The organism is Spirosoma aerolatum, from assembly GCF_002056795.1.
GTDB classification, from domain to species: Bacteria; Bacteroidota; Bacteroidia; order Cytophagales; family Spirosomataceae; genus Spirosoma; species Spirosoma aerolatum.
In genome coordinates, this window is the sequence record NZ_CP020104.1 from 4,147,967 (window position 1) to 4,171,424 (window position 23,458).

Consider the following 23,458-nt stretch of genomic DNA (forward strand, 5'->3'; position numbering starts at 1 on the left):
GCAAATAACCTCAATTCGAGTACGCATGCGGCTCCCAATTGCTGGGGCAATTATGGCCATAAACGCGTGATGCCCGCGTGCGGGTTGGGTAGTGATTGGTTCCCGATGTCTTTTGGTCTAAAACAACTCATTCATTCCTCTATGCCAATCCGCCGTACCCTTCTGCTGTCTATTTCAGCGTTCCTGTCCATTTCTATCGCAACAGCCCAAACACCTCCTCCACAAAAGTTATATATGTATCTGATCTATCACAAGCTGAATCCTGGTCTTACCATCCAAGACGCGCTTCCTGTGGAGCGGGAATGGAAAAAGATCAATCAGGCAGCTGTCGATGAAGGGCGACTGGAAGGCTGGTACATGACCGTAAAGCAGTTTACGTCCAATCCAAATCAGACCGAATACGACTACGTGACGCGTATTATTTCGAAAGAGATGGCTATACGGGGCGCTTCGCCAGAAGCAATGGCTCGCATCTACGGTGACAGTGTACAGGTGAAAATGGCGGACTTGCAAAAGCGGGATCGGAATACGGCTCCGGTGGTAAAAATAGAAATCTGGGAAATCAGCGATGGCGCGTATGCGCCCAGGTTTGCTCCCGACAATACGCAGTTCATGATCATTGAACGCATGAAGCGTCGAACACCGGGAGCCGATTATGAGGGTGTGCTCAAACAAATGAAGAAGCTGGGTGAAGAGCGGATTAAACGGGGTAATCTGCTTGCCTGGGATTTTGCGTCACTGGTGATTCCGAATGGCAGCGAAAAAGGCTATGAGTTTAGTACCTCGCAGTTTGTTAAGAGCCTGAGCGACATAGCCAATCCGGTTCAGGCCGATTCACCAACGCCCATTATGCCAGCCCCGGCCTACAAGCAACTCCGAAGTCAGGCAGCACAAATGTTCGATGTGGTTCGACAGGAAGTGTATCGTTTCATGGAATATACAACCAAACCAGGCAACTAAATCGCTGGCCAGTTCGCTAACAACCTTGCCTGAACGTAAACTTTCTGACCTGTTTATAGTAATGTAAAAACGAAAATCGGCCTGATAGGCTGATTTTGGCCTGATACTGCCGTTACTACGAACTATGGAAACGAACGAGAATGATTTACACGGAAATGCACCCGATTCGTCGCCGGTTGTTATGTTGATTATCGATATGATAAATGACCTGGAATTTCCGGGTGGCGATGAACTGGAAAGCCCTGCCCGTCGAGCTGCGGATGCCATTCTGGCGCTAAAAAAGCGGGCCAAGGCACAAAAAATTCCGGTTGTTTATGTGAATGATAATTTTGGAAAATGGCGTTCCGATTTTACGGAGGTTACCGACCATGTGCTGCACGATGGCGTTCGGGGGCGCTACCTGGCAGAAGTGCTTAAACCCGAATCCGAGGATTATTTTGTACTCAAGCCGAAGCATTCGGGATTTTACGCCACTACGCTGGACACACTACTGACCTATCTGAAAGCCAATCATTTGATCCTGACAGGCATTAGTGCCGATTCATGCATTCTGTTCACGGCCAACGACGCCTACATGCGCGACCTGAAGCTGTCCATACCAGCCGATTGTGTAGCCGCCATAAAGCCGACATACGCGTCGGAAGCGCTGGCCTACATGAAACGCATGCTCAACGCCGACACGACGCCCTCAACTGAATTGAATCTGGCTGAATTGGTTCAGGCGCAGACGCAAAAGCTTACGGAAAACGCTTAATGACAAAGGCGTCAATTTGTTAATTCACCTTACACGGTTCAGTTATGTATCTCCAGCAGTTCACTATTGTACTGGCGTAACGGTATAGCCTTTTTTGCGGAGGAGATTGATAACGCCATTTTCATTGCCCAGGTGACCGGCTCCAAATGCAAAGAAGGTTGGCTTTTCTTTAGCCGCCTTTTCAATTACCGGAATCCAGCTTGTGTTGCGTTTTTCAAGCAAATCGCCCTCAAATTCATTCATCCCGGCATCGAACTGGCTGGTTTTCATCTGCTTCATTAGTTTTTCGAGATCGTGTGCCTTGTATGCCGACAAAAAATTCTGAAATTCTTTGCTGGCCTCTTCGGGTTTACGCGCCATATCGACCAGACTTTTGAATTGTACATCCAGCGGAATTTTATCCAGTGCGGCCATCTGTGCCTCCAGCGATTCCAGACCCAGCACTTCTTTTTTATCTTTCTGGGCCATCTGCATAAATGTCAGATCATACGACGCTGGCTCGCAGTTCAGAATGCCCATGTACATTAGCGACAATAAGCCAATGGGTTTCATCATACCCAATTGCGCCAGATTCATGTTCATTTTCTGTTTTAAATAACTTTCCAGCACCTTATAATCGTCGGCCGAGAGGTAGTCTTTAGCCGTCTTTCCATTGGTCATCATAGCCGCTTTCATCATGCCTGCCATCATCGTCGGATCATCCAGATCCAGTTCCAGATAGACCTGCCGGGCATCGCTAAGTGCCTTTTTTGTTTCGTCAGTAATCGACAGGTCGGTTGGGCATACCATATGAAACGTCCCGTAGAGATAGGACGGCTCTGCCAGCCCCGGTCCGGTCACTTTATAGAGCAGGGTGTGGTCCTGAGCCTGTGAGTAAAATGGGCTCATCAGCCACAACACCAACGAGACTATTTTTAGCGGATTTTGCATAAAATTCATTGTAAAGCCTGAACACAAAAGTAATGAAACTAACCATCGTAAATTGTCTTAATTCACGAACGAATCTGTCTTCCGAAAATACATTTCCGCTGAGTGTGTAACTTTGGTGGTATAGTCGAGTTGTTAATCAATACCCAGTATGGTAGCCCAACAGCCTAAATCCGTTCAGTCGCAGGCATTTGCCCATAAAATCCGTCTGGTTACAGCGGCCTCTCTATTCGATGGGCACGACGCAGCCATCAATCTGATGCGCCGACTTATGCAGGCCTCTGGTGCAGAAGTGATTCATCTGGGCCATAATCGGTCGGTTGCCGAAATTGTTGACTGTGCCATTCAGGAAGATGTTCAGGGGATTGCCGTGACCAGCTACCAGGGAGGTCATCTTGAATTTTTCAAGTATATGTACGATCTGCTACACGAACGTGGGGCTGGTCATATCAAAATCTTTGGGGGTGGTGGCGGCACCATCTTACCATCCGAAATCGAGGAACTTCATGCCTATGGTATCACCCGCATCTACTCGCCCGACGACGGTCGGGCCATGGGCTTGCAGGGTATGATCGACGATTTATTGCATCAATGTGACTTTGCTCCTCCAGCACCTGATCAGCAGGCGGTTGACCTGTCGCCTGCCGAACCGGATACTATAGCCCGGTTAATTACCACCGCCGAGAATCATGCTGAGCAATTTACTCAACCACTCCATCGCTCCATTACTCAATACACGCCCGTTTTAGGCATTACGGGTACGGGAGGTGCCGGAAAATCATCGCTGGTCGATGAGCTGGTTCTTCGGTTCCTGCGTCAGTACCCGGATAAAACGCTGGCCATCTTATCCGTCGATCCTTCGAAGCGAAAAACAGGTGGGGCACTGCTGGGCGATCGGATACGGATGAATGCCATTCAGTCGCCAAGAGTGTATATGCGTTCGCTGGCAACCCGGCAATCAAATCTGGCGCTGAGTCGTCATGTACAGGATGCCATTAACGTATGCAAAGCAGCCCATTTCGACCTGATCATTGTCGAGACCTCGGGCATCGGGCAGTCGGACACTGAGATTACCGAACATGCTGATAAGACACTGTATGTAATGACCGCTGAGTATGGAGCAGCCACCCAACTCGAAAAAATCGACATGCTCGATTTTGCGGACGTGATCGCCATCAACAAATTCGATAAACGGGGTTCTCTGGATGCCTTACGCGACGTTCGGAAACAGTATCGGCGTAACCACAACATGTGGGATATGGCCGACGATGACCTGCCCATTCTGGGGACCGTAGCCTCTCAATTCAACGATCCGGGGATGAATGCCCTGTTTGATCGGCTGATGGGGTTGGTTGGCATGGTGCAGGGAGCGGGGAGCGGGGGGCAGAGAGAAGGAAGCATGAAACAGAGCGATGGTAACAAACCTTCCCTTGCGCCCACCACTCCTAGCTCTCAGCACCCCGCACCAAGCACCACGCCCCATGCCATCATCCCCCCAGGCCGAGTGCGTTATCTGGCTGAAATTGTGGAAGAAAGCCGTCGGTACGATGCGTTTGTACAGGATCAGACCACACTGGCCCGGCAATTGTATCAGATACACGGCACCCTGACCTTACTGCCGGATGGTGCGATCAAAAACGAACTGCAACAGCTATACACAGTGCTTGACGCACGGCTCCATCCCGACTGCCGGGGTTTATTGAGTCAATGGCCAATACTACAACAACGTTATACGGCTGACTATTACGAATATACGGTTCGAGACAAAGTGATCCGACAGCCACTTTATGCTGAAACTCTATCGCATCTGAAAATCCCTAAAGTGAGTTTGCCGAAATACCACGACTGGGGCGATGTGTTGCGCTGGTTACTGACCGAGAACGTACCGGGTGAGTTTCCGTATACGGCTGGGGTATTCCCGCTCAAACGCGAAGGTGAAGACCCAACCCGGATGTTTGCTGGTGAGGGTGGCCCCGAACGAACCAATCGCCGGTTTCACTACGTCTCAAAAGGGTTGCCTGCCAAGCGGCTCTCAACTGCCTTCGACTCAGTCACACTGTATGGCGAAGACCCCGCCATGAGGCCCGATATTTTTGGTAAAATTGGCAATTCAGGTGTCAGCATTTGCACCCTCGACGATGCTAAGAAACTTTACTCAGGCTTCGACCTCTGCGATCCGGCAACCTCGGTTTCTATGACCATTAACGGCCCTGCCCCCATGCTACTGGGCTTTTTCCTGAATGCTGCCATCGACCAGCAGTGTGAGAAATGGTTGAAGGAGCAGGGAGCAAAGAGCGAGGAGCACGGAGCGGGAGAGCAGGGATTATCAGAAGAAGCTTCACTTACTCCCCCCGGCACCCAGCCCCTTGCTCCTGGCTCCTTCTCCCATGCCCCATACTACAATGGTCCACTTCCTGAAGGGAACGATGGTTTAGGGCTTAGGCTGCTGGGAACTACGGGCGATAAAGTATTGCCCAAAGAGGTCTACGAAAAAATCAAAGCCGATACCCTCCGTCGGGTGCGGGGAACGGTTCAGGCCGATATCCTGAAAGAAGATCAGGCACAGAATACCTGCATTTTCTCGACCGAGTTTGCGCTTAAGATGATGGGCGATATTCAGCAGTATTTTACCGACAATCGCGTTCAGAATTTTTATTCGGTTTCGATTTCTGGATACCACATTGCCGAGGCAGGCGCCAACCCGATTTCCCAACTGGCCTTTACCCTTTCGAACGGATTTACGTTTGTGGAATATTACTTGAGCCGGGGGATGCATATCGACAATTTTGCGCCCAACCTGTCGTTTTTCTTCTCGAACGGTATGGACCCCGAATACACGGTGCTTGGTCGGGTAGCCCGGCGAATCTGGGCAAAAGCGATGAAACATAAGTACAAAGCCAACGATCGTTCACAAAAATTGAAGTACCATATTCAGACATCGGGGCGGAGTTTGCATGCACAGGAAATAGCCTTTAACGACATTCGTACCACCTTGCAGGCGCTACTGGCTATTTATGACAACTGCAACTCGCTGCATACTAACGCGTATGATGAAGCCATTACAACCCCTACCGAAGAGTCTGTTCGGCGGGCCATGGCCATTCAATTGATTATCAATCGGGAGTTTGGACTGACCAAGAATGAAAATCCATTGCAGGGCGCTTTTGTTGTTGATGAATTGACTGACCTGGTTGAAGAAGCTGTTTATCAGGAGTTTCTGGCGATCAATGAACGCGGAGGGGTTTTGGGGGCAATGGAGCGTATGTATCAGCGTAGCAAAATTCAGGAAGAGTCGATGTATTATGAGACGATAAAACACAATGGTCAGTTACCCATTGTAGGGGTCAATACTTTCCTCGATCCAGCCGGTTCGCCTACGGTTGTACCCCGTGAAGTTATTCGCTCAACGGACGAAGAAAAACGATTTGCCGTCGAATCGTGTCAGGCGTTTCAGAAAAAGCACCAGGCCGAAGCGGCTGTAGCCCTGGCCAATTTACAGGCGACCGCATTGGCCAATGGGAATCTGTTTGAAAGCCTGATGGAAGCCACCAAAGTCTGTTCGCTTGGCCAATTGTCCAACGCACTGTATGCCGTGGGGGGCCAGTATCGGCGGAATATGTAACAATCAAATCGTACCGATAAACGATTCATAAGCTGTTTTTGTAAGCGATTTCAATCATTGGCATCGGGTAGGTTTATAGAAATTGATCAACTGTCCGTTACTACGAACATATGCCGAAGCAAGGCCAATGAACTAACAATGAACCGTAACCTGTATTCAATTGTCGTGCTGCTGCTGAGTATTTTCTACGTTGGCTGCCAGACGAAACGAAATGACGACACAACAACTACTGAGGCAGAGAAGCCATCAGTAGCTACGCTGTCTAAAAATACATTCACGCTGGGCGATACGCTACAGATTCAACTTCGTGAACCTATTTTAGCGGCATCCATCTCGCTAGGTGCCAATCCCATACGTATCATCCAGCAGACGGATAGTACGCTAAGCATTCGGGCGACATCCCTAAAAACAGGTCTGCATCCGCTCATCGTGGCCGGGAAGCTTCGCAACAAAACGGAGATATCCGATACGCTTTCGGTTGAATTATGGTCCGATTTCAGACCTGTAGCCCTCACCTATTCAGTACTGAAACAATTTCCTCATCAAGCGGAGAGCTTTACGCAGGGGCTGGAATTTTATCAGGGTAACCTATACGAAAGCACGGGCCTCAATGGTCAATCGAAGCTGATGCAGGTGGATTTGACAACGGGTGCCATCAAAAAATCGGTGCCATTGGCCAGTCAATACTTTGGGGAAGGGATTACTATTTTTCGCGAAAAAATTTACCAGCTTACCTGGACATCGGGCGTATGCTTTCGGTATAACATGGATTTTTCGCTCGATAAAACATTCACCTATCACACACAAGGCTGGGGGCTTACGCATACCGACTCGACATTAATTCTGAGTGATGGCACCAATCGATTGTTTTTTCTAACGCCAGACTTTCGTCGTAAAGGCGAATTAGCTGTTTACGACAATCTGGGGCCGGTCATGAATCTCAACGAGCTGGAATATGTAAATGGCTATGTGTTCGCCAATGTCTGGCAAACCAATCGAATCGTGCAGATCGATGTAACGACGGGAAAGGTGGTTGGAGAACTTTCGATGGAAGCTATTTTACCAAAAACCATTGATACCAAAGCCAATGTGCTGAATGGAATTGCGTACCGGGCCGACGAAAATGCGTTTTATGTGACAGGTAAAAACTGGCCCACTCTGTTCAAAATCCAGTTAAGGAACCAGCCTAAACAGCCCGTGGCGCTGCGTTGATAAGGGATATGATTGGCTGGCAAGCGGTATTCAGTTACCAGCCAATCATCAACGAGGCCGTTTAATCTGCATCTTCAATGGTGGCCTCGGGTGCATTTCGCTTAACGGAATCGATACCGTTTTCCCGACTGGCTATGGTTTCATACATTTCACTGCTGCCAATGATCTGGCCGTTGCCGGCTTTCAGATTAAAGTAATATTTGCCATTGGCTGATTCCTTACGGTCGTACCGATCATCATCCGGCGAATTTTTCCGTACTGATTCGATACCGTTTTCACAAGCGGCCTTGCTTGAATACCCTTCGCTGGCCAGAATGATCTGACCATTACCCGCTTTCAGATTAAATTGATACTCTCCGTTTTTCCGGGTCGAAATAACAAACTTTCCCATGTGTTACAGTGAATTAAGGGTGACATTAGACGTAAATTAAGTCACTTCTTATTGATAAAACAATGGGTATTAGTAATGTAGACGATACGGCACGATACCCGTTATAAATTTTCAGCGAAAAAGCCGTAACATTGATACTGATGCATTTACGACGACTCTTAACTACCCTGCTCCTGCCAGCTTCGCTAACGGCCCTGGCTCAAACTCTTCCAGTTCTGGATCAGAATCCAACCCGTCTGCGTTGGTATCAGCTCAATACCCCTCACTTTCGCGTTCTTTACCCGACTGGTCTCGACTCGACGGCTCAACGAACCGCCAATCGGCTTGAAGACCTGTACGAGCCTGCCAGTGCGTCACTTGGCAAGCAGCCCCGTCGGCTTTCGGTCCTGCTCCAAAACCAGACTACCAACAGCAATGGGTTTGTAACTCTATTCCCACGTCGTTCGGAGTTTTTTGCCATTGCCCCCAGGACCCTGGCTTGCTAGGCACGTTCAATTGGCTCGATCTACTGGCCGTTCATGAATACCGACACGTCGTTCAAAATGATAAAGCATTACAAGGGTATGGACGGGTTCTTAATACCTTGCTGGGCAGTACCGGACTTTATCTCCCCCTGTTTACGGTGCCTGACTGGTTTGCCGAAGGTGATGCCGTTAGCAATGAAACGCTTTTAAGCACAAGTGGCCGAGGGCGAATCCCCAACTTCGACCTGGGCATGCGAGCTAATCTACTGGCAGGCAATCGGTTCGATTATCCGAAAGCCGTTTCCGGTTCATTCCGTGATAATGTCCCGAATCATTATGTGCTGGGGTATTTTCTGACCACGTACCTAAAGCGAACCTACGGGCCTGATGTATGGAGCCGGGTTTTGACTCGAAACTACCGCCGTTTTCCGTGGCCGTTTGCCTTTTCGGCTAGTATCAAGGACGAAACCGGTCTCCGAACCGAGGATTTATATCGCAAAACGATGGATGATCTGACGGAAATCTGGCAAAAACAACAGGAACAGATCACCCTAACCCCTGCCAATTCCTTTCCCACTAAAGCCGAAAAGCAGCGGACCGCTAAACCTGTTTTTACCAATTACCAGCATCCCCAGTTTCTGGACGACTCGACGGTGCTATGCCTAAAAAGTGGTCTCGGCGACACACCACGCCTAGTGATTCTACGTAAAGACCAACCCGAAAGAACGATTCAGGTACAAGGCTTTATCAACGATCCGAGCCTGTTGTCGGCAACCTCTACTAAGGCGTGTTGGATTGAGTTTGGCTATGATCCACGATGGAGCCAGCGCATCTATTCAAACATCCGTCTGCTGGACATCAAAACAGGCAAACTCACCCGTCTGACGCATCGGAGTCGGTATACAACCGTAGCCATCTCGCCCGATAACTCGAAGTTAATTGTAGTCGATAATACAGAACGCTACAAAACTCAGCTCCTTGTACTCGATGCGCTCACTGGCAAGATCCTGAAAAAACTTCCGAACCCTACCAACGAATTTTATCAGCATCCACGCTGGTACGAAGACAGTCGAACCATTCTGGTCATTGTGCTGAAAGATGGTAAGAAAACACTCCGACGTCTGGATACCGAGTCGGGAAATCGAATCGATTTACTTCCCTGGACCAATGAAAACATCAGCCACCCGCAACCGTGGGCAAACTATGTTTTTTACAACTCACCCCGCTCGGGTATCGATAATATCTATGCTGTGAACAGTACGTCGAAAGCGGTTTTTCAGGTAACTTCCCGCCCACTAGCTGCCTATCATGCCACTGTATCGCCCTCTGGCAGCCGCCTGGCGTTTGAGGACTTTTCGGCTACTGGCTACCGCATAACCGATATGCCACTCAACCCTTCAGATTGGCAGCCCGTAGCTGAGCCAGTCCGGCAGAATCCTGTCCGCTACTTCGGCTCGTTAGCGAAACTGGAACCGGGTGCTGCTGAAGGCCGATTCGTTTTGGCCGACTCGTCAATAAATGCTACCTCCTATTCACCTTCTCGCTTCCGTCGGTTAGCACATGCCTTCAATGTGTATAACTGGGGACCTGTTTTAAGCAGTACTGGTCAGACTCTGTCAATTGGTCTTAACTCACAGGATTTGCTAAGTACTACCCAACTCAGTGCGGGTTATACCTATAATCAAACCGAACGAACGGGCAATTTTTATGCGCTTTTGAGTTATCAGGGGCTATATCCGATTATTGATGTCAGTTTTCAGCGTGGAGCCCGTTCGACTTCGTTATATATCGACAAGATTGTTCCTGCTGATAGCCTGCGGACCGATCGGTGGACTTACAACCAGATTACGGCTGGTTTTCGGTTGCCTTTACAACTAACGAATTCTAAATATATACAGTCGATCAGCCTGTCGGCCTATTATAATTATTTGCAGGTGAACGGATACGACCTACCGTATCGCTATCTAACCGAAGTAGGTTCGTCGGGGTCGTTGAGTGCCCTGACTTATGGATTCAGCTATTCACATCTGTTGCGACAAAGCAAGCGGGATGTGGCGCCACGCTGGGGCCAGACGATAGCGGTAAACTATCGAACGACGCCCTTTGGCGGAAAACTCACGGCCGAACAACTAGGCATTCAAGGCAATGTATTCTTACCCGGTTTAGGAAAACATCATTCCCTACGTTTACGGGCTGGTTATCAGCTACAGGCTCAGGGAACGTATCAATTTGGGGCCGCGGTATTTTACCCCAGAGGGCAGGCTTATATTGCTGATGATCAGATCAAAGTAGGTAGTGTAGAATATCGATTACCTATTGCTGATATGCATTGGTCGTTTGGGCGCTGGTTATATGTACAACGGATTAAAGCGGCTGGATTTGTCGATGGAGTGAATGGTCAAAGCTCCGTTGAAGTGCGGGACGTTTATGGCCGACTACGGGGTTATGAAACCCAGATTCATAATTTTCAGACTACAGGACTCGATGTTTCTTTTGTCTTTAATGCTCTCCGCGTACGCACATCGTTCGAAGCGGGTTTCCGAAGCATTTATAATCTGACCACGGGCCAGTGGCTCATTCAGCCTCTGGTTATTGATATTGGGATTTGATATGCATGAAGAAGGGTGACGCGGGATGACTAGCTAGTCATCCCGCGTCACCCTTCTTCATGAACTTCTAACGATTATCCTTTATAGAACACCCATTTCGATAGTTCGCGGAAGGAAACTTTTTTTCCGTACATCAGGATACCGACGCGGTAGATTCGGGCAGCTATCCAGGTTGTACCCAAGAATCCCAGCACCAACAGCCCCATCGACAGCATCAATTGCCAAACTGGTACCCCGAAAGGCACCCGCACCATCATAACTACTGGCGACGTAAAGGGAATGATGGATGTCCAAAAGGCAAGCGGCCCATCGGGGTCACGAACGGCAATCTGAGCAAAGGCAATAGCCGCAATGATAGGCATCATGATTGGAAACATGAACTGCTGCGTCTCTGTCTCACTATCGACGGCAGCGCCAATGGCCCCGAATAAAGCGCTATAAAGCAGATACCCTCCTAGAAAATAAAACAGAAAACAACTGATAATCAAAGGTATATTGAGTGTTTCAACAGCCTTCATGATGTTGGCAACTGGGTTCTTATCTTTTGCCATCTTCTGCTGAACTTCCTGCTGGCCCGGCATACCATTCATCCGAGACGACATAGCCGATTTTGCAGCTTCCTTCTGGCCCAACAGGCTGGAACCAACAGTGATTAAACCGGCAGTCAGGGCAATCCAGAGCAGAAACTGGGTCAATCCTACCAGAGCAACACCAATTATTTTACCCAACATCAACTGGAACGGCTTTACCGACGAGATAATAACTTCAACAATCCGGTTAGTTTTCTCTTCCATTACCCCCCGCATCACCTGCGTACCGTAGATAAGCACTGAAATATAGATGAGTAAGGCACAAAACCCACTGATGATGGTTGTAGCGATGCCATTGCTGCTTTTTTCGCCCGAATCACTCAGGCTGATCGTCTGCGCATCGACGTTTACTTTGGCATCTTCAATCACTTTTTGCGTTATACCAGCCTGCTCCAGCTTAATCGTCTCAATCTCTTTACCGATAGCCCGTTCGATGTTACTCTGCAAAGCCAGACTTACGCTCTTTTCGGCAAAAATCTGTACCGTTTTAGGATAGTCAATCACATCTTTCGGTATAAAGACGAGCGCATCGTATCCCTGCTTCACAAATGATTTTTTCGCATCGGTCAGCGATTGCTTCGGATACGAAAACACCGTTTCATTATCGGCCTTAAACTTGTTGACAAACCGCCCACTCTCATCGACGACGGCGACCTTCTTCTGGTTAATGGAGCTGATAGCGGCCCAGCCAATAATAGCATAGAAGCCGAAAATCAGAACGGGGCCTAATATCGTCATAACGATAAACGACCGTTTGCGCACCCGTACCAGGTATTCGCGTTTAATAATTAGGAAAATTGTATGCATATGAGTTAATGATTGAATTGATGAATGACAGCCTGATTGAATTGATAAACAGCATTACGAATACCTCGACTGAAGCAGTCAACCATTCTATCAGGCTATCATTCAATCATTGTTTTCGCCTACGGTTTGGATGAAGATATCGTTCATGCTGGGAATATTTTCGCCAAAAGATCGAAGAGCAACCGTGTCGATCAGGTGCCGAATCAGGTCATTTACCGAAGCATCGGGTGGGATCTTAATATCGGCCCGCTGGAAATCGTCCTCCAAAGGCTGGTTTCTCAAAACCTCAAAAGCCGTCGGTAGACTTGTTAACACCCCCTGGTATTCAATGTGATAGGTGTGCGTTTTAAACTGCTCTTTGATCGCCCGTTTCGAACCATCCAGGATTTTGTGTGATCGGTTGATCAACGCAATGTAATCACATAACTCTTCTACAGATTCCATCCGGTGGGTCGAGAAAATAATGGTCTTCCCTTTCTCGCGTAGTTCCAGAATCTCGTCTTTGATCAGGTTAGCGTTGATTGGGTCGAAGCCAGAAAAGGGTTCGTCAAGGATGATCAGGTCAGGCTCATGCAAGACCGTTGCCACAAACTGAACTTTCTGTTGCATCCCTTTCGAAAGGTCCTGAATCTGCTTATTCCACCAGGTCTTGATGTCGAACTTGACAAACCACACTTTCAGCATTTCCATAGCCTGTTTTTCAGTCAGGCCTTTAAGCTGTGCCAGGTAAAGCAGTTGTTCGCCAACCTTCATTTTCTTGTACAAGCCCCGTTCTTCGGGCAAGTAACCGATGCGTTTGATATGGTCTGGCTTAAGCCGCTCACCATCCAGAATTATCTCACCTGAGTCAGGAGCTGTGATCTGGTTGATGATACGAATCAGGGAGGTTTTTCCAGCGCCATTGGGGCCTAGCAGGCCAAAAATACACCCTTTAGGGACGGACAAGCTCACGTCATCCAGCGCCCGGTGTTCGGCATATTGTTTGATGATGTGATGGGTTTCGAGAATATTAGTCACGAGTGTCGGTAACTTAAATCTGTTTAGGTTAATTCGTATTGGGTTGACGCATCAAACTACGACCATAAGGCGAGTATCTACTACCAATTTACGGACGAACTGCATATGCGCCTTACAAACGGTCATAAAAAAGGCCATACTCCACAGCGAGTATGGCCTTTTCTAGTCAAATTTTTTAGAATAGGTTAAAGTAACGCAGAGTTACCAGCAAATCTTTTTTGATCGGAATGTATAGACGACTAATCCATATAATAGGAATTCATTTATTCACTCAATTGTAATACTCTCTGACCTGGAATAATAACATCAGAAACAGCAAGCCTATTAAAACGCCCACAATACTGAAGGAAAAAATACTGGTTACAACACTGATTAACTGGGCGTAGTAGCTGTACACCCAACCTGACCGTTTCCGGTTGAACAATCCAGGAAGTGCTAAAATGCTTAATACTAAGCCAATTATGGATAAAATCATAGAAACACTGTAAGCAAACCCAACGCTTACACCGCCCATAAAAGTGGCAGGCATTAAAGCGGTTCCGATTCCTAAAAATAGTAGAATCCCAGGAGCCGCCAGAATTAATAAGACCAGTGTGACGATTGGCCAGAATTTAACAAACCCTTCCCGAAAATTTATAGGGAATTGAAAAGGGGCTTTGGTTGTAAAATAAGGAGCTAATTCAGCTTCGAGTACGGCAGGTTGAGCCATAAGAATAAAGAGGTTTAGGGAATACGATAAATAAATGATTAACCTCCTTAAAATTACGGTTTATAGTACCCTTTCAACAAAATCATTTCATGATTTATCAAACGGTAACCTCGTCAGATTCAACAGGCTGCGTCCTGAATTCGCCCTCCCATTTCGAGACTACACAGGTAGCTACCGCGTTACCCGCCACGCTGGTTGCTGATCGGCCCATATCCAGTACCTGATCAATCCCTAACAACAGCCCCAGCCCTTCAAGGGGGAGGTTAAACTGCGAAAGCGTTCCGGCTATAATCACTAACGAAGCCCGTGGCACGCCTGCAATACCTTTAGACGTAATCATCAGCGTGAGCATCATTGTGATTTGTTGCCCCAACGACAGAGGAATACCGTAAGCCTGGGCGATAAAGGCCGTAGCAAATGTCATATACAGCATCGACCCATCCAGATTGAACGAGTAGCCCAGCGGCAAAACAAACGAGATAATGCGTTCTGAACACCCAAACCGACGTAGGGCCTCGATCGTTTGCGGAAACGACGCTTCTGAACTTGCCGTACTAAACGAGAGGATAATAGCTGAACGGACTTCTTTCAGCAGGGAAAAATAGGGGATTCGGGCTGCGAGGCAAATAAGCGACAGCACCACAAAAATAAAAAACAACAACCCACCAAAGAAGCACAGGATGAGATAAGCATATCCGGCCAGAATACCCAGTCCCTGCTTGGCTACTACAGCCGCAATGGCCCCCAGTACCCCGAAAGGCGCAAACGACATGACATAACCCGTAATCTTGAACATGATATGCGAAAGCGCGTCAAGAGCTTTGATCATTATTTTACCATACGCTCCGACGGATCCTACAGCTACGCCAAAAAAGATACTGAATACAACAATTTGAAGGATCTCGTTATTGGCCAGCGCTTCAATAAAACTCGTTGGGAAAATGTGCTCAATGAAATTAGTGAATGTAAGTTTTTTGACTTCCAGACCCACATCTGTGCCCTTGGCTGGCAATTGCAAATCCATCACTTCACCTGGTTTCATGATGTTTACGACCAGCAGCCCTACCACCAGCGACAGGATTGTTGCAAAGTAAAAATAAGCCAGCGTTTTTAACCCGATTCGTCCCACAACACCAAAATCTCCCAGCTTGGCTATGCCGACCACCAGCGTTGAAAAAACCAGTGGCCCAATGATCATTTTAATGAGCCGAAGAAAAATCTTGGACAGGATGTTCAGGTCGGTTCCCGAAAAACCCGAGCCGGTATCCGGGAAAAAATACCCAATGGCAATCCCGAGCACCATGCCCAGAAAAATTCGTGTTGTCAGATTTGGGAGTTTCATGTAGTACTAGTCCAGTTCGATGGTTGATGATTTGCTTGACCTTAGGTTATCTATCCATAATTCCGGCTAGGCACCTGTAAACAACAGCCGTCAAACCGAATGGGATTTACAGGCAACAAGCCTATCTGACAAATGTAACAGAATCCGGGCAGTTCCGAAAATCCTTATGTATTGGGCATTTCGTCTCTTTTTAGCAACCCTTTTCGCAGAAATGAACAGTCAACCGACCGCAAACACCATTTTTTTGCATGTTAAGGTACTAGCCCGTATCATGCGACCTGAACAACCATTTAATCAATAAATTCGGTTAAAAACACGTCGATAAACTGGTTTTCGGCACGCAAATTGCCCCTTCAACACAACATAGAGAAGGTAATCGGTCAACTTGAATGGCGTACGAAATGTAATATCATCAATAATGACCGTCTGCTTACGATTTTCGGGCTCAGAGGGTAATCGTTGAAGGCGATGATGGTGCTCCCAGTACGTCAGAAAGAAAGGAAGACGAATGCCTTTGTCAACGAAAAAGATTTCTTCGTCGCTGGTTTTTTGATCGATGATACGACTGATCCAATCCTGGCGAAACAAGAAAAAGTTTAATTGTAAATGAACCAGATCCCTCTGTAAGCAGCCATCGAAACGGACCACTTTCACCGGTGGAAATGCAGGGGTCAGCTGTTCAAACAGCGCTCGATTGAAGCCTTCCCAAACCTTGGGCAACGGCTGATTTACCTCGGTTTTAAGGACAAAGCGCATAACAGGAGTATGAATTGTGGAGCAAGAAACGAAGGAACATATTTACCTTTTACTGGAAAAGTCAATTTTAAGGTTGCCAAAAACAATCAAAGGTATATATTTACCCATTCACCTGCTTCTTCTAACCCCCATTGGGCGAATTCCCGGTAAGTGTATGCGTCAACTCACTCGGAGGTTAGTTTGTTGGATAGTTATTGGTCTGCTTAGTTTTTCCGGCCATTTGCAGGCTAGCCCACCTGAGCCAGAGTACCTGACTGTGCGCAATGGCCTACCTCAGGGATTCGTCAACTCGATTATTCAGGATAAACGGGGATTTATCTGGTTAGCCACCCGCGACGGTCTTTGCCGGTACGATGGTATTCGTTTTCGGATTTACACACATGATCCACAACGGGCACAGTCGCTTTCGTTTAGCAGTATTTATGAAATTCGGGAAGATGTACTCGGGAAACTCTGGATTCGTACCGAAAACAACCATATAGACCGTTTTGACCCTGTTACTGAACGTTCCAACCGAATTTCCAACTCGCGGGCCTTTCAGCAGGCTTTAGGTCGCGATCAACTAATAGGTATTCAGCCCGATCGTGTCGGTAACGTTTGGGTTGCCACCCGAACAAATGGTTTTTTTCGGCTCAATGCCAATGGGTCTATTTCGCACCGACATTGGGCCGTGAAAGGCGACTCCGTTCAGGCACTAATACATGCTATCCTGGTTGATCGTCAAAATCAGCCTTGGCTGGCTACTCATGACGGGCTTTTTCGATACGATCTGAGTTTACAGCAGTTAATCGCCTTTCGCACCGATCAGGGGCTTCCTCAAAACGAAGTATATCGACTCCACCAGCGACGCAATGGGGAATTGATGCTGGGGTTTCCAGGAAGCGTTGCGTTTTTCAATCCTGCCAATAAACAAGTCAGGCAAGTAATCAATTTGACCAATGAACCGGGGTTACCTCTCTTCGCAACGGATCAGCAGGGCGTTGATTATATTAATCAAAACCGCTATACCGATCAAACAGGGCTGGTTTCGCTGCTCGAAGATGCTTCGGCCGAATCCCCTAAGTTGGGCCGATTCACACCCTTAACTAGTTTGGTTGATCGTTCCAACGTACTCTGGATTGGGCTCAATGGCGATGGGGTGATCAAATATGATCTGAACAAGCGCCCTTTTCAAACCTGGCCCTATCGGGTTAATTTTCAGACAGATTGGCTCACTCAACAGGCCAATATACCAGCCAGTGTAATTCCAGAGGCCATACGCCAGCAATCACCTTCGGGAATACGTTATCAATTCGACGGGCGTCGAACACTTTGGATCAGTAGTTTGCAAACGCCCCCCTACCGATACGATGCGTCTCGTCAATCGTTTGTATCCGTACAGCCTACCGGTATCGAAACGCGCTGGCTACCCAATGGCAATTTTCGGCTGGCTGCATTGGCAACCGGGGCCCAGGGCGAACTTTGGGGTTTACTTGGTCCCATCAATCAGGCGGTGGTTCGATACAACGCCGACCTCCAAACGTTTACAGCCTTTCCACTCCCACTCCCAGCCAATCATCCTTATACCATTACAAGTATGGTTGTGGATGGTGGTCGTATCTATTTGGCAACCGAAAATCATGGACTCCTCCGGGCTGATCTGCCTAGTAAACGGCTCATTCATTGGCAAAGCGTAGCCAGTAACCCTCACGCACTACCCGGTAACTCATTACTCTGCCTGGCCCAGGATCCTCTACAGTATAACTATTTATGGATTGGTACATTTGGTGAGGGTCTTTGCCGACTCAACAAAATGACGGGTTATATTGAGCGATTTCCGATCGGTAAAGCTCTGTCGACCAACGTAATATATGCCATTCGTACCGACAATAAAGGTCATCTTTGGCTAAGTACGAATCGTGGTCTTTGCCGGTTCGATACACGAACACACGACGTACGAACGTATATGGCCGATGACGGGTTGCCCAGTGAAGAATTCAAACAATTTTACGACGTAACCTTACCCGATGGACGGCTCATTTTTGGTGGTGTGGGTGGGTACACGACTTTCGATCCGAACCGAATCAGTGAAGATGCTGTCAAACCAACCGTTGTACTAACAGCTTTCCGGATCAGCAATCAACTCGTAACGGCCAATACGCCAGACTCGCCCATCGATAAAGACATTAATGAAATCCAGGAAATCGTTCTATCCAACCATCAGAACTTTTTATCAATCGATTTTGCAGCCCTTGAATATAATCAACCCCACAAGAATCAATACCGGTATAAACTAATCGGACTGGACAAGGACTGGATTTATAGCGGGAACATTACAACGGCAACGTACACCAATCTGACCCCCAAAGCATATACGTTTATTGTCAATGCCTCCAACACATCGGGGGTCTGGAGCCCCCATACGCATACGTTGCACATTGTTATTGAGCCACCGCTTTGGGCCACCTGGTGGGCGTATACACTATACGCCCTGCTGCTGATAGGTGCCCTGCTGTTATTTATCCGAATCCGTATCGGGCGACTACATCAGAAGAATCAGATGCAGCTTCGTGAGCAGGAATCCATTCAGCTCAAACATCTCGACGAAGTCAAATCACGTTTTTTTGCCAACATCACCCATGAGCTTCGCACTCCACTAACTTTAATTCTAACACCGTTAGAACAGGTATTAACCGATACCGCCGACTCGCCCTATTTCAATCGGCTTGCTCTTATCTACCGGAATGCCAATCGGTTACTACGGTTGATCAATGAATTACTCGACCTGGCCAAACTCGATGCCGGTAACCTGACAATTACGCCTAGCCCCGGCGATCTGCCTGAGTTTATTAAGCGAATTGTAGCTGTTTTTACGGATGAAGCCCAGCGTAAGAATATACAGTTGAACCTAACCCATCAGTTTACACAACCTTATTATTGGTTCGATCCAGATAAGATCGAGAAAATTCTGACCAATCTGCTGTCGAACGCCTTTAAGTTTACCAACGACAACGGCACCATAACGATTCAAATTACGGTTGAACCGCTAGACCCGGCCCTATCCAACTCAGCCAATACAGACCTGATTCGTTTGTCGGTACATAATACAGGTACACCGATTGCCCCTGAAAAACTGCCGCACATCTTTGATCGCTTTTATCAGGCCAACCCCCTAGCAGAAGGCGCCGTTGGCGGATCGGGCATTGGCCTGGCTCTGGTCAAAGAGTTAGTTGAAATCATGCAGGGAACGCTGTCGGTTAAAAGCAAGCCTGAAGAAGGGACAACCTTTACCATTTCCCTCCACTGTCGACAAGCCCGGGCCGAACTTGTAGTTGACCAACCTGCCAAATCCGAACTCGTTTCGCCACCAACAACCTCAGAGCAACCTTCGACTAGTCTGGAAACTACTGATGAGAGAGTATTCCGTCTATTACTAGTGGAGGATAATGATGAGCTGGCCGAATACATTGTGTCTACACTCAATCCAGAATGGCGCGTGAAACGAGTCAATAATGGACGGGCAGGTGTTAATGCAGCTATTGCCGAAGGGCCCGACATGATCATTAGCGATGTGCTGATGCCCGAAGTGGATGGCTATGAACTTTGTCGACAACTGAAAAGTAATCCTGTAACCAGTCATATTCCTATTCTTCTTCTAACGGCCAAGGCCTCAGTGGAAAGCCGTGTAGAAGGATTATCGGCCGGAGCCGACGATTATCTGGCCAAACCATTCCAGGTAGCCGAATTTCAGGCAAGAGTACGTAATCGGCTGGAACACCAGCAACGGATGCGCCAGCATTTTCGTACGCAACTTTTACGACAGGGCAACCTCCCAATTACCAGCCAGGACCCACAGGATGAGTTTATGAATCGGATTTATGGAATTCTGGAAGAGCGGCTCGACGACTCAACGTTTGGCGTAGAACCCTTAGCAACAGCCATAGGGATGAGCCGGATGCACCTGAACCGAAAAGTAAAAGCAATGACTGGTCTTAGCCCCAATGAGCTGATCCGAATGGTACGACTAAAGCGTGCGGCCGAATTACTCCTGACTGGCGTATCTGTGTCTGAAGTAGCCGACCGAGTAGGCTTCGATACGCCTGCTTACTTCTCTAAAGTTTTTAAAGATCAGTACCACGTAACCCCTTCTGAGTACGTCGACCAGAACCGTCATGAGGTAGCCTGACCCAGTCGCTTCTTAGTACAATTTTACTATAGATCTACACTGTTCTCTCCTTTTTGCAAGTCTATTCCGTCAATAAATAGCGTATTATTACCTATATACGAACTGAATGTTACAAATTTTATAGTCCTTGTTACGAAACAGCAAGAGCGGGGCATTCATTGCGATTAGTATTGCGTAAGTATTACTTACTCATCGATCTCAAGAAAAGTATTACGCTTATGTCAATGTCCGTCTTTTCTTTTTCGAACCGGTCAACATCAATGGAATGGCCCCCTCTCAAGCTTTACCTTCGGGAAACAGGTCGTCAGCTTTTTTCTGTATCAGATTTAGTCTACTTACAGGCCGTCGCTAACTATAGTTGGCTGAACTGGGCTGATGGTCGGCGAATGCTGATGCCCCGCACCCTAAAGTACTATTCTCCACAACTACCAGCTGAACTCTTCATTCGTCTACACCGTAACTGCGTTGTCAATCGCCAGTTCGTTGAACGATTGGAGCGAACCGAAACTGGTGGTCTGGTTCATTTAACCACGGGCGAAGTCCTACCCGTGTCACGTCGGCGCTGGAGCTTGGTTCGTCGGCAATTAACAAACCAGCGTTCGTATGTGAATTAAAAGCTTTCTGCTTCTTCTACAGACGTCTTTCCGATGAATCATTCGGCATTCAAAATAATGCTGTTGTCGTTCATCGGAAAGACGTTTTTTTATACACTCTCTTGAGGCCCTCCTCCCGCTCTCATATCAGAATCTCTTGATAAGTCTACTTACTCGCCGGGACAATTTCCGTGCCAGTCTATATTTAAATCACCCGATTTTTGGGCTCTAAACCTGTGCATTTACTTTATGCAGGCAGGAGATTAAAAAAAATCAAAAACTTTCAACCAAAGCTGTAATGTTTTTCTATTTCAGTCGTCTTTGCGATTGATATGGATCTACAAGCCTTTAAACAACGCATCTTGCCCGTTCAGGGACGCCTTTTCCGATTGGCGCAGTTGTTTCTTCGCAATCGTGAAGAAGCCGAAGATGCCTTACAGGATGTGCTGCTACGATTGTGGACCAATCGACAACAATTAGAGACCTACACCAGCATCGAAGCACTTGCCGTACAGATGACGAAGAATTTGTGTCTGGACAAACTAAAAGCCCATTCCAGGCGCAACTATGCCGATGAGGCTACATTACTAGGCATTCAGACCACTGATGCTTCGCCCTATCGACAGGTCGAAGTAGCCGATAGTGCCGAGCTTATGCGAGCCCTCATCGACGAGTTGCCTGAACAGCAGAAACTCATTCTCCACCTGCGTGATGTGGAAGAATATTCATTCGAAGAAATCGAACAGGTAACGGGCGTCAGTATTAATAATATACGTGTGATTTTGTCGAGAGCCCGTCAACGACTTCGGCAGAACTACCTAAAAGTCAATGATTATGAAGCCGGACATTGAAAAATTACTGGATAAATATTACGAGGGTGATACAACGCTTCAGGAAGAAAAGCTACTGCGGCAGTTTTTTCAGGAAGAATCGATACCTGCTCATTTGCAAAGTCATGCTGACCAATTTCGGTATTTCGCCAATGTCCGCAATCAACATCCATCATTCGCCTTTACGAGCAAGTTAGCGGCCAAACTTATGGCAACTGAGCCGAGCCGGGGTTTTAGCTTTACTACCTGGGTTCGACGCTTAGCAGCCAGCGTGTCGCTAATCATTCTGGGATTTGCAGGAGGAATCATTTACAACCACTGGCGAGCAGCTTCGCCCGAAAGCGTTGCCTCGGCAGAGGAAACCTCTTCTGCTTTAGCTATGAAACAGGTGCTCACGTTTGAGCATTTGCCTAAAACCTCAGCCAGCGAGCGTATCCAGGCAGTCAATCAGAGCTATGAGCTAAAGCAGATCGATCAGGATATTACCCAATTACTCATCAACACCCTGAATTTTGACGCTAATGTAAACGTACGACTAGCTGCCTGTCAGGCCCTTAGCCACTTCGCTAATGAGCCGGGTGTGCGCGAAGCACTAATCCAATCACTGAAAATTCAGACAGATCCTAATCTGCAAATCAGCCTGATTGACACGCTGGTCGCCATTAAGGAAAAACGAGCTGTCGATGAAATGCAGCGGCTGGCTCAAAATCAACAAGTACTGGATGCCGTCCGCCAAAAAGCAGAAGAAGGCATTAACCACCTGGTCCAGGGCAGGGATTCTCCTTCCTGATTCTTACGGTATGCTATTGTCTGTTTGGCTAACGCAACCGTAGGTTGATGTTTCAGCCTACCGTAAACAGAAAACCGTAAACCGAATACTTTTTCATTTCCTAGTCTACATTTTCCAAATACAACAACCATGAAAACGCTCCTAGTATTGAGTGCCAGTCTCTTATTGTGTCTATCCAACGCCCAGGCACAGGAATACAAAACCAAATTAACCAATGCCAAAGACCGAAAAGTAACCCTTGAAATTGACGCGGGTGATATAAAAATTGAGGGTTACAACGGCGACGAAGTGGTAATTCAGGCTAATTCCGGTTACGAAGCACCTCCCGAACGGGCTAAAGGTCTGAAGCCTCTGTACTACACGGCTGTGGACAACACCGGCCTTGGCCTGGCGGTGACGCCCGAAAGCGGTGGTCTGAAAATTGAAAAAGCGACCCGTAAATCCATCAAGTACACGATCAAGCTCCCAAGGAAAGTAGGGATTCTCTATCAACAAACCAACTGGCAAAAGGCAGACGTTACGATCAGCAATATGGACGGTGATCTGGAAATCAAGACCAACAATGGATCGATGGACTTGAAGAATGTAACCGGCCCCGTAGTGGCTAATACAACCAATGGCGAAATCAACATTGTTTTCGCCAACATCGATCAGGAGAAGCCCACGGCTATTTCGACCATCAACGGTGAGATCGATATTACGTTGCCTGCCAGTACGAAGGCAAACATGAAGTTACAAACTATTCATGGTGAGATGTACACCGATTTTGATCTGGGCATTAAGAACGCAAAAGATGGGTTAGCCCGGGTTGGTGGTAGCCATTCGATCAATGGCACAACGAACGGTGGTGGGGTTGACATCCAGCTTAAAACCATCAACAGCAACATCTACATCCGTAAGCAGAAATAAACGCTTAACCC

The 23,458-nt window shown here is 47.6% G+C and carries 16 protein-coding genes and 1 pseudogene; 10 read left to right on the forward strand and 7 right to left on the reverse strand.

All coding sequences use genetic code 11. From position 1 onward, the window contains the following. Positions 1 to 141: 141 nt before the first annotated feature. Both B5M13_RS16815 and B5M13_RS16820 read left to right on the forward strand, forming a co-directional pair. A complete protein-coding gene (locus B5M13_RS16815; protein WP_080056768.1) occupies positions 142 to 960 on the forward strand; it encodes a hypothetical protein in 819 nt (272 codons plus the stop codon). 124 nt (positions 961 to 1,084) lie between these two features. Beyond that, positions 1,085 to 1,714 (forward strand): cysteine hydrolase family protein, encoded by a 630-nt coding sequence (locus B5M13_RS16820; protein WP_080056769.1) that lies wholly within the window; start codon positions 1,085 to 1,087, stop codon positions 1,712 to 1,714. A gap of 63 nt (positions 1,715 to 1,777) precedes the next feature. On the opposite strand, the gene B5M13_RS16825 is transcribed toward B5M13_RS16820, so the two are convergent. Next, positions 1,778 to 2,644: a TraB/GumN family protein gene (locus B5M13_RS16825; protein ID WP_080056770.1), complete on the reverse strand. Its 867-nt coding sequence runs from the start codon at positions 2,642 to 2,644 to the stop codon at positions 1,778 to 1,780. Between the two features lie 148 nt (positions 2,645 to 2,792). Here B5M13_RS16825 and B5M13_RS16830 point away from each other — a divergent pair, with 148 nt between their 5' ends. Next, positions 2,793 to 6,263 (forward strand): methylmalonyl-CoA mutase family protein, encoded by a 3,471-nt coding sequence (locus B5M13_RS16830; protein WP_080056771.1) that lies wholly within the window; start codon positions 2,793 to 2,795, stop codon positions 6,261 to 6,263. Positions 6,264 to 6,401: 138 nt separating this feature from the next. Continuing rightward, positions 6,402 to 7,475: a glutaminyl-peptide cyclotransferase gene (locus tag B5M13_RS16835; protein WP_080056772.1), complete on the forward strand. Its 1,074-nt coding sequence runs from the start codon at positions 6,402 to 6,404 to the stop codon at positions 7,473 to 7,475. Positions 7,476 to 7,536: 61 nt separating this feature from the next. Here B5M13_RS16835 and B5M13_RS16840 read toward each other — a convergent pair whose 3' ends face one another. Continuing rightward, the gene (locus B5M13_RS16840; RefSeq protein WP_080056773.1) at positions 7,537 to 7,866 is read right to left on the reverse strand and encodes a YegP family protein; all 330 of its coding nucleotides are present in this window, start codon (positions 7,864 to 7,866) and stop codon (positions 7,537 to 7,539) included. A gap of 140 nt (positions 7,867 to 8,006) precedes the next feature. Here B5M13_RS16840 and B5M13_RS16845 point away from each other — a divergent pair. Continuing rightward, positions 8,007 to 10,939 (forward strand): annotated as a pseudogene (locus B5M13_RS16845) (hypothetical protein). A gap of 74 nt (positions 10,940 to 11,013) precedes the next feature. On the opposite strand, the gene B5M13_RS16850 reads toward B5M13_RS16845, so the two are convergent. From B5M13_RS16850 to B5M13_RS16870, 5 genes are all read right to left on the reverse strand, one after another. Continuing rightward, positions 11,014 to 12,336, reverse strand: coding sequence for an ABC transporter permease (locus tag B5M13_RS16850; protein WP_080056774.1), 1,323 nt, complete (start codon positions 12,334 to 12,336; stop codon positions 11,014 to 11,016). A 102-nt stretch (positions 12,337 to 12,438) separates the two neighbouring features. Then, complete coding sequence (locus B5M13_RS16855; RefSeq protein WP_080056775.1) at positions 12,439 to 13,353, reverse strand: ABC transporter ATP-binding protein; 915 nt, start codon at positions 13,351 to 13,353, stop codon at positions 12,439 to 12,441. A gap of 271 nt (positions 13,354 to 13,624) precedes the next feature. Further along, complete coding sequence (locus B5M13_RS16860; RefSeq protein ID WP_080056776.1) at positions 13,625 to 14,062, reverse strand: chromate transporter; 438 nt, start codon at positions 14,060 to 14,062, stop codon at positions 13,625 to 13,627. 97 nt (positions 14,063 to 14,159) lie between these two features. After that, positions 14,160 to 15,404, reverse strand: a complete 1,245-nt coding sequence (locus tag B5M13_RS16865) for a dicarboxylate/amino acid:cation symporter (RefSeq protein ID WP_080056777.1) — start codon at positions 15,402 to 15,404, stop codon at positions 14,160 to 14,162. Positions 15,405 to 15,698: 294 nt separating this feature from the next. Continuing rightward, positions 15,699 to 16,160, reverse strand: a complete 462-nt coding sequence (locus B5M13_RS16870; RefSeq protein WP_080056778.1) for an SRPBCC family protein — start codon at positions 16,158 to 16,160, stop codon at positions 15,699 to 15,701. A gap of 154 nt (positions 16,161 to 16,314) precedes the next feature. On the opposite strand from B5M13_RS16870, the gene B5M13_RS16875 reads away from it, so the two are divergent. From B5M13_RS16875 to B5M13_RS16895, 5 genes are all read left to right on the forward strand, one after another. Beyond that, complete coding sequence (locus B5M13_RS16875; RefSeq protein WP_080056779.1) at positions 16,315 to 20,325, forward strand: hybrid sensor histidine kinase/response regulator transcription factor; 4,011 nt, start codon at positions 16,315 to 16,317, stop codon at positions 20,323 to 20,325. A 260-nt stretch (positions 20,326 to 20,585) separates the two neighbouring features. After that, entirely contained in the window at positions 20,586 to 20,939 is a 354-nt protein-coding gene (locus B5M13_RS16880) for a LytR/AlgR family response regulator transcription factor (RefSeq protein ID WP_020598349.1), read from the forward strand. A 311-nt stretch (positions 20,940 to 21,250) separates the two neighbouring features. Continuing rightward, entirely contained in the window at positions 21,251 to 21,769 is a 519-nt protein-coding gene (locus B5M13_RS16885) for an RNA polymerase sigma factor (RefSeq protein WP_080056780.1), read from the forward strand. Continuing rightward, positions 21,753 to 22,538 carry a HEAT repeat domain-containing protein gene (locus tag B5M13_RS16890; protein WP_080056781.1) on the forward strand — a complete coding sequence of 262 codons (786 nt, stop codon included), beginning with the start codon at positions 21,753 to 21,755 and terminating at the stop codon, positions 22,536 to 22,538. Before B5M13_RS16885 ends, B5M13_RS16890 begins: the two co-directional genes overlap by 17 nt. A gap of 129 nt (positions 22,539 to 22,667) precedes the next feature. Continuing rightward, entirely contained in the window at positions 22,668 to 23,447 is a 780-nt protein-coding gene (locus B5M13_RS16895; RefSeq protein ID WP_080056782.1) for a DUF4097 family beta strand repeat-containing protein, read from the forward strand. Positions 23,448 to 23,458: the final 11 nt, after the last annotated feature.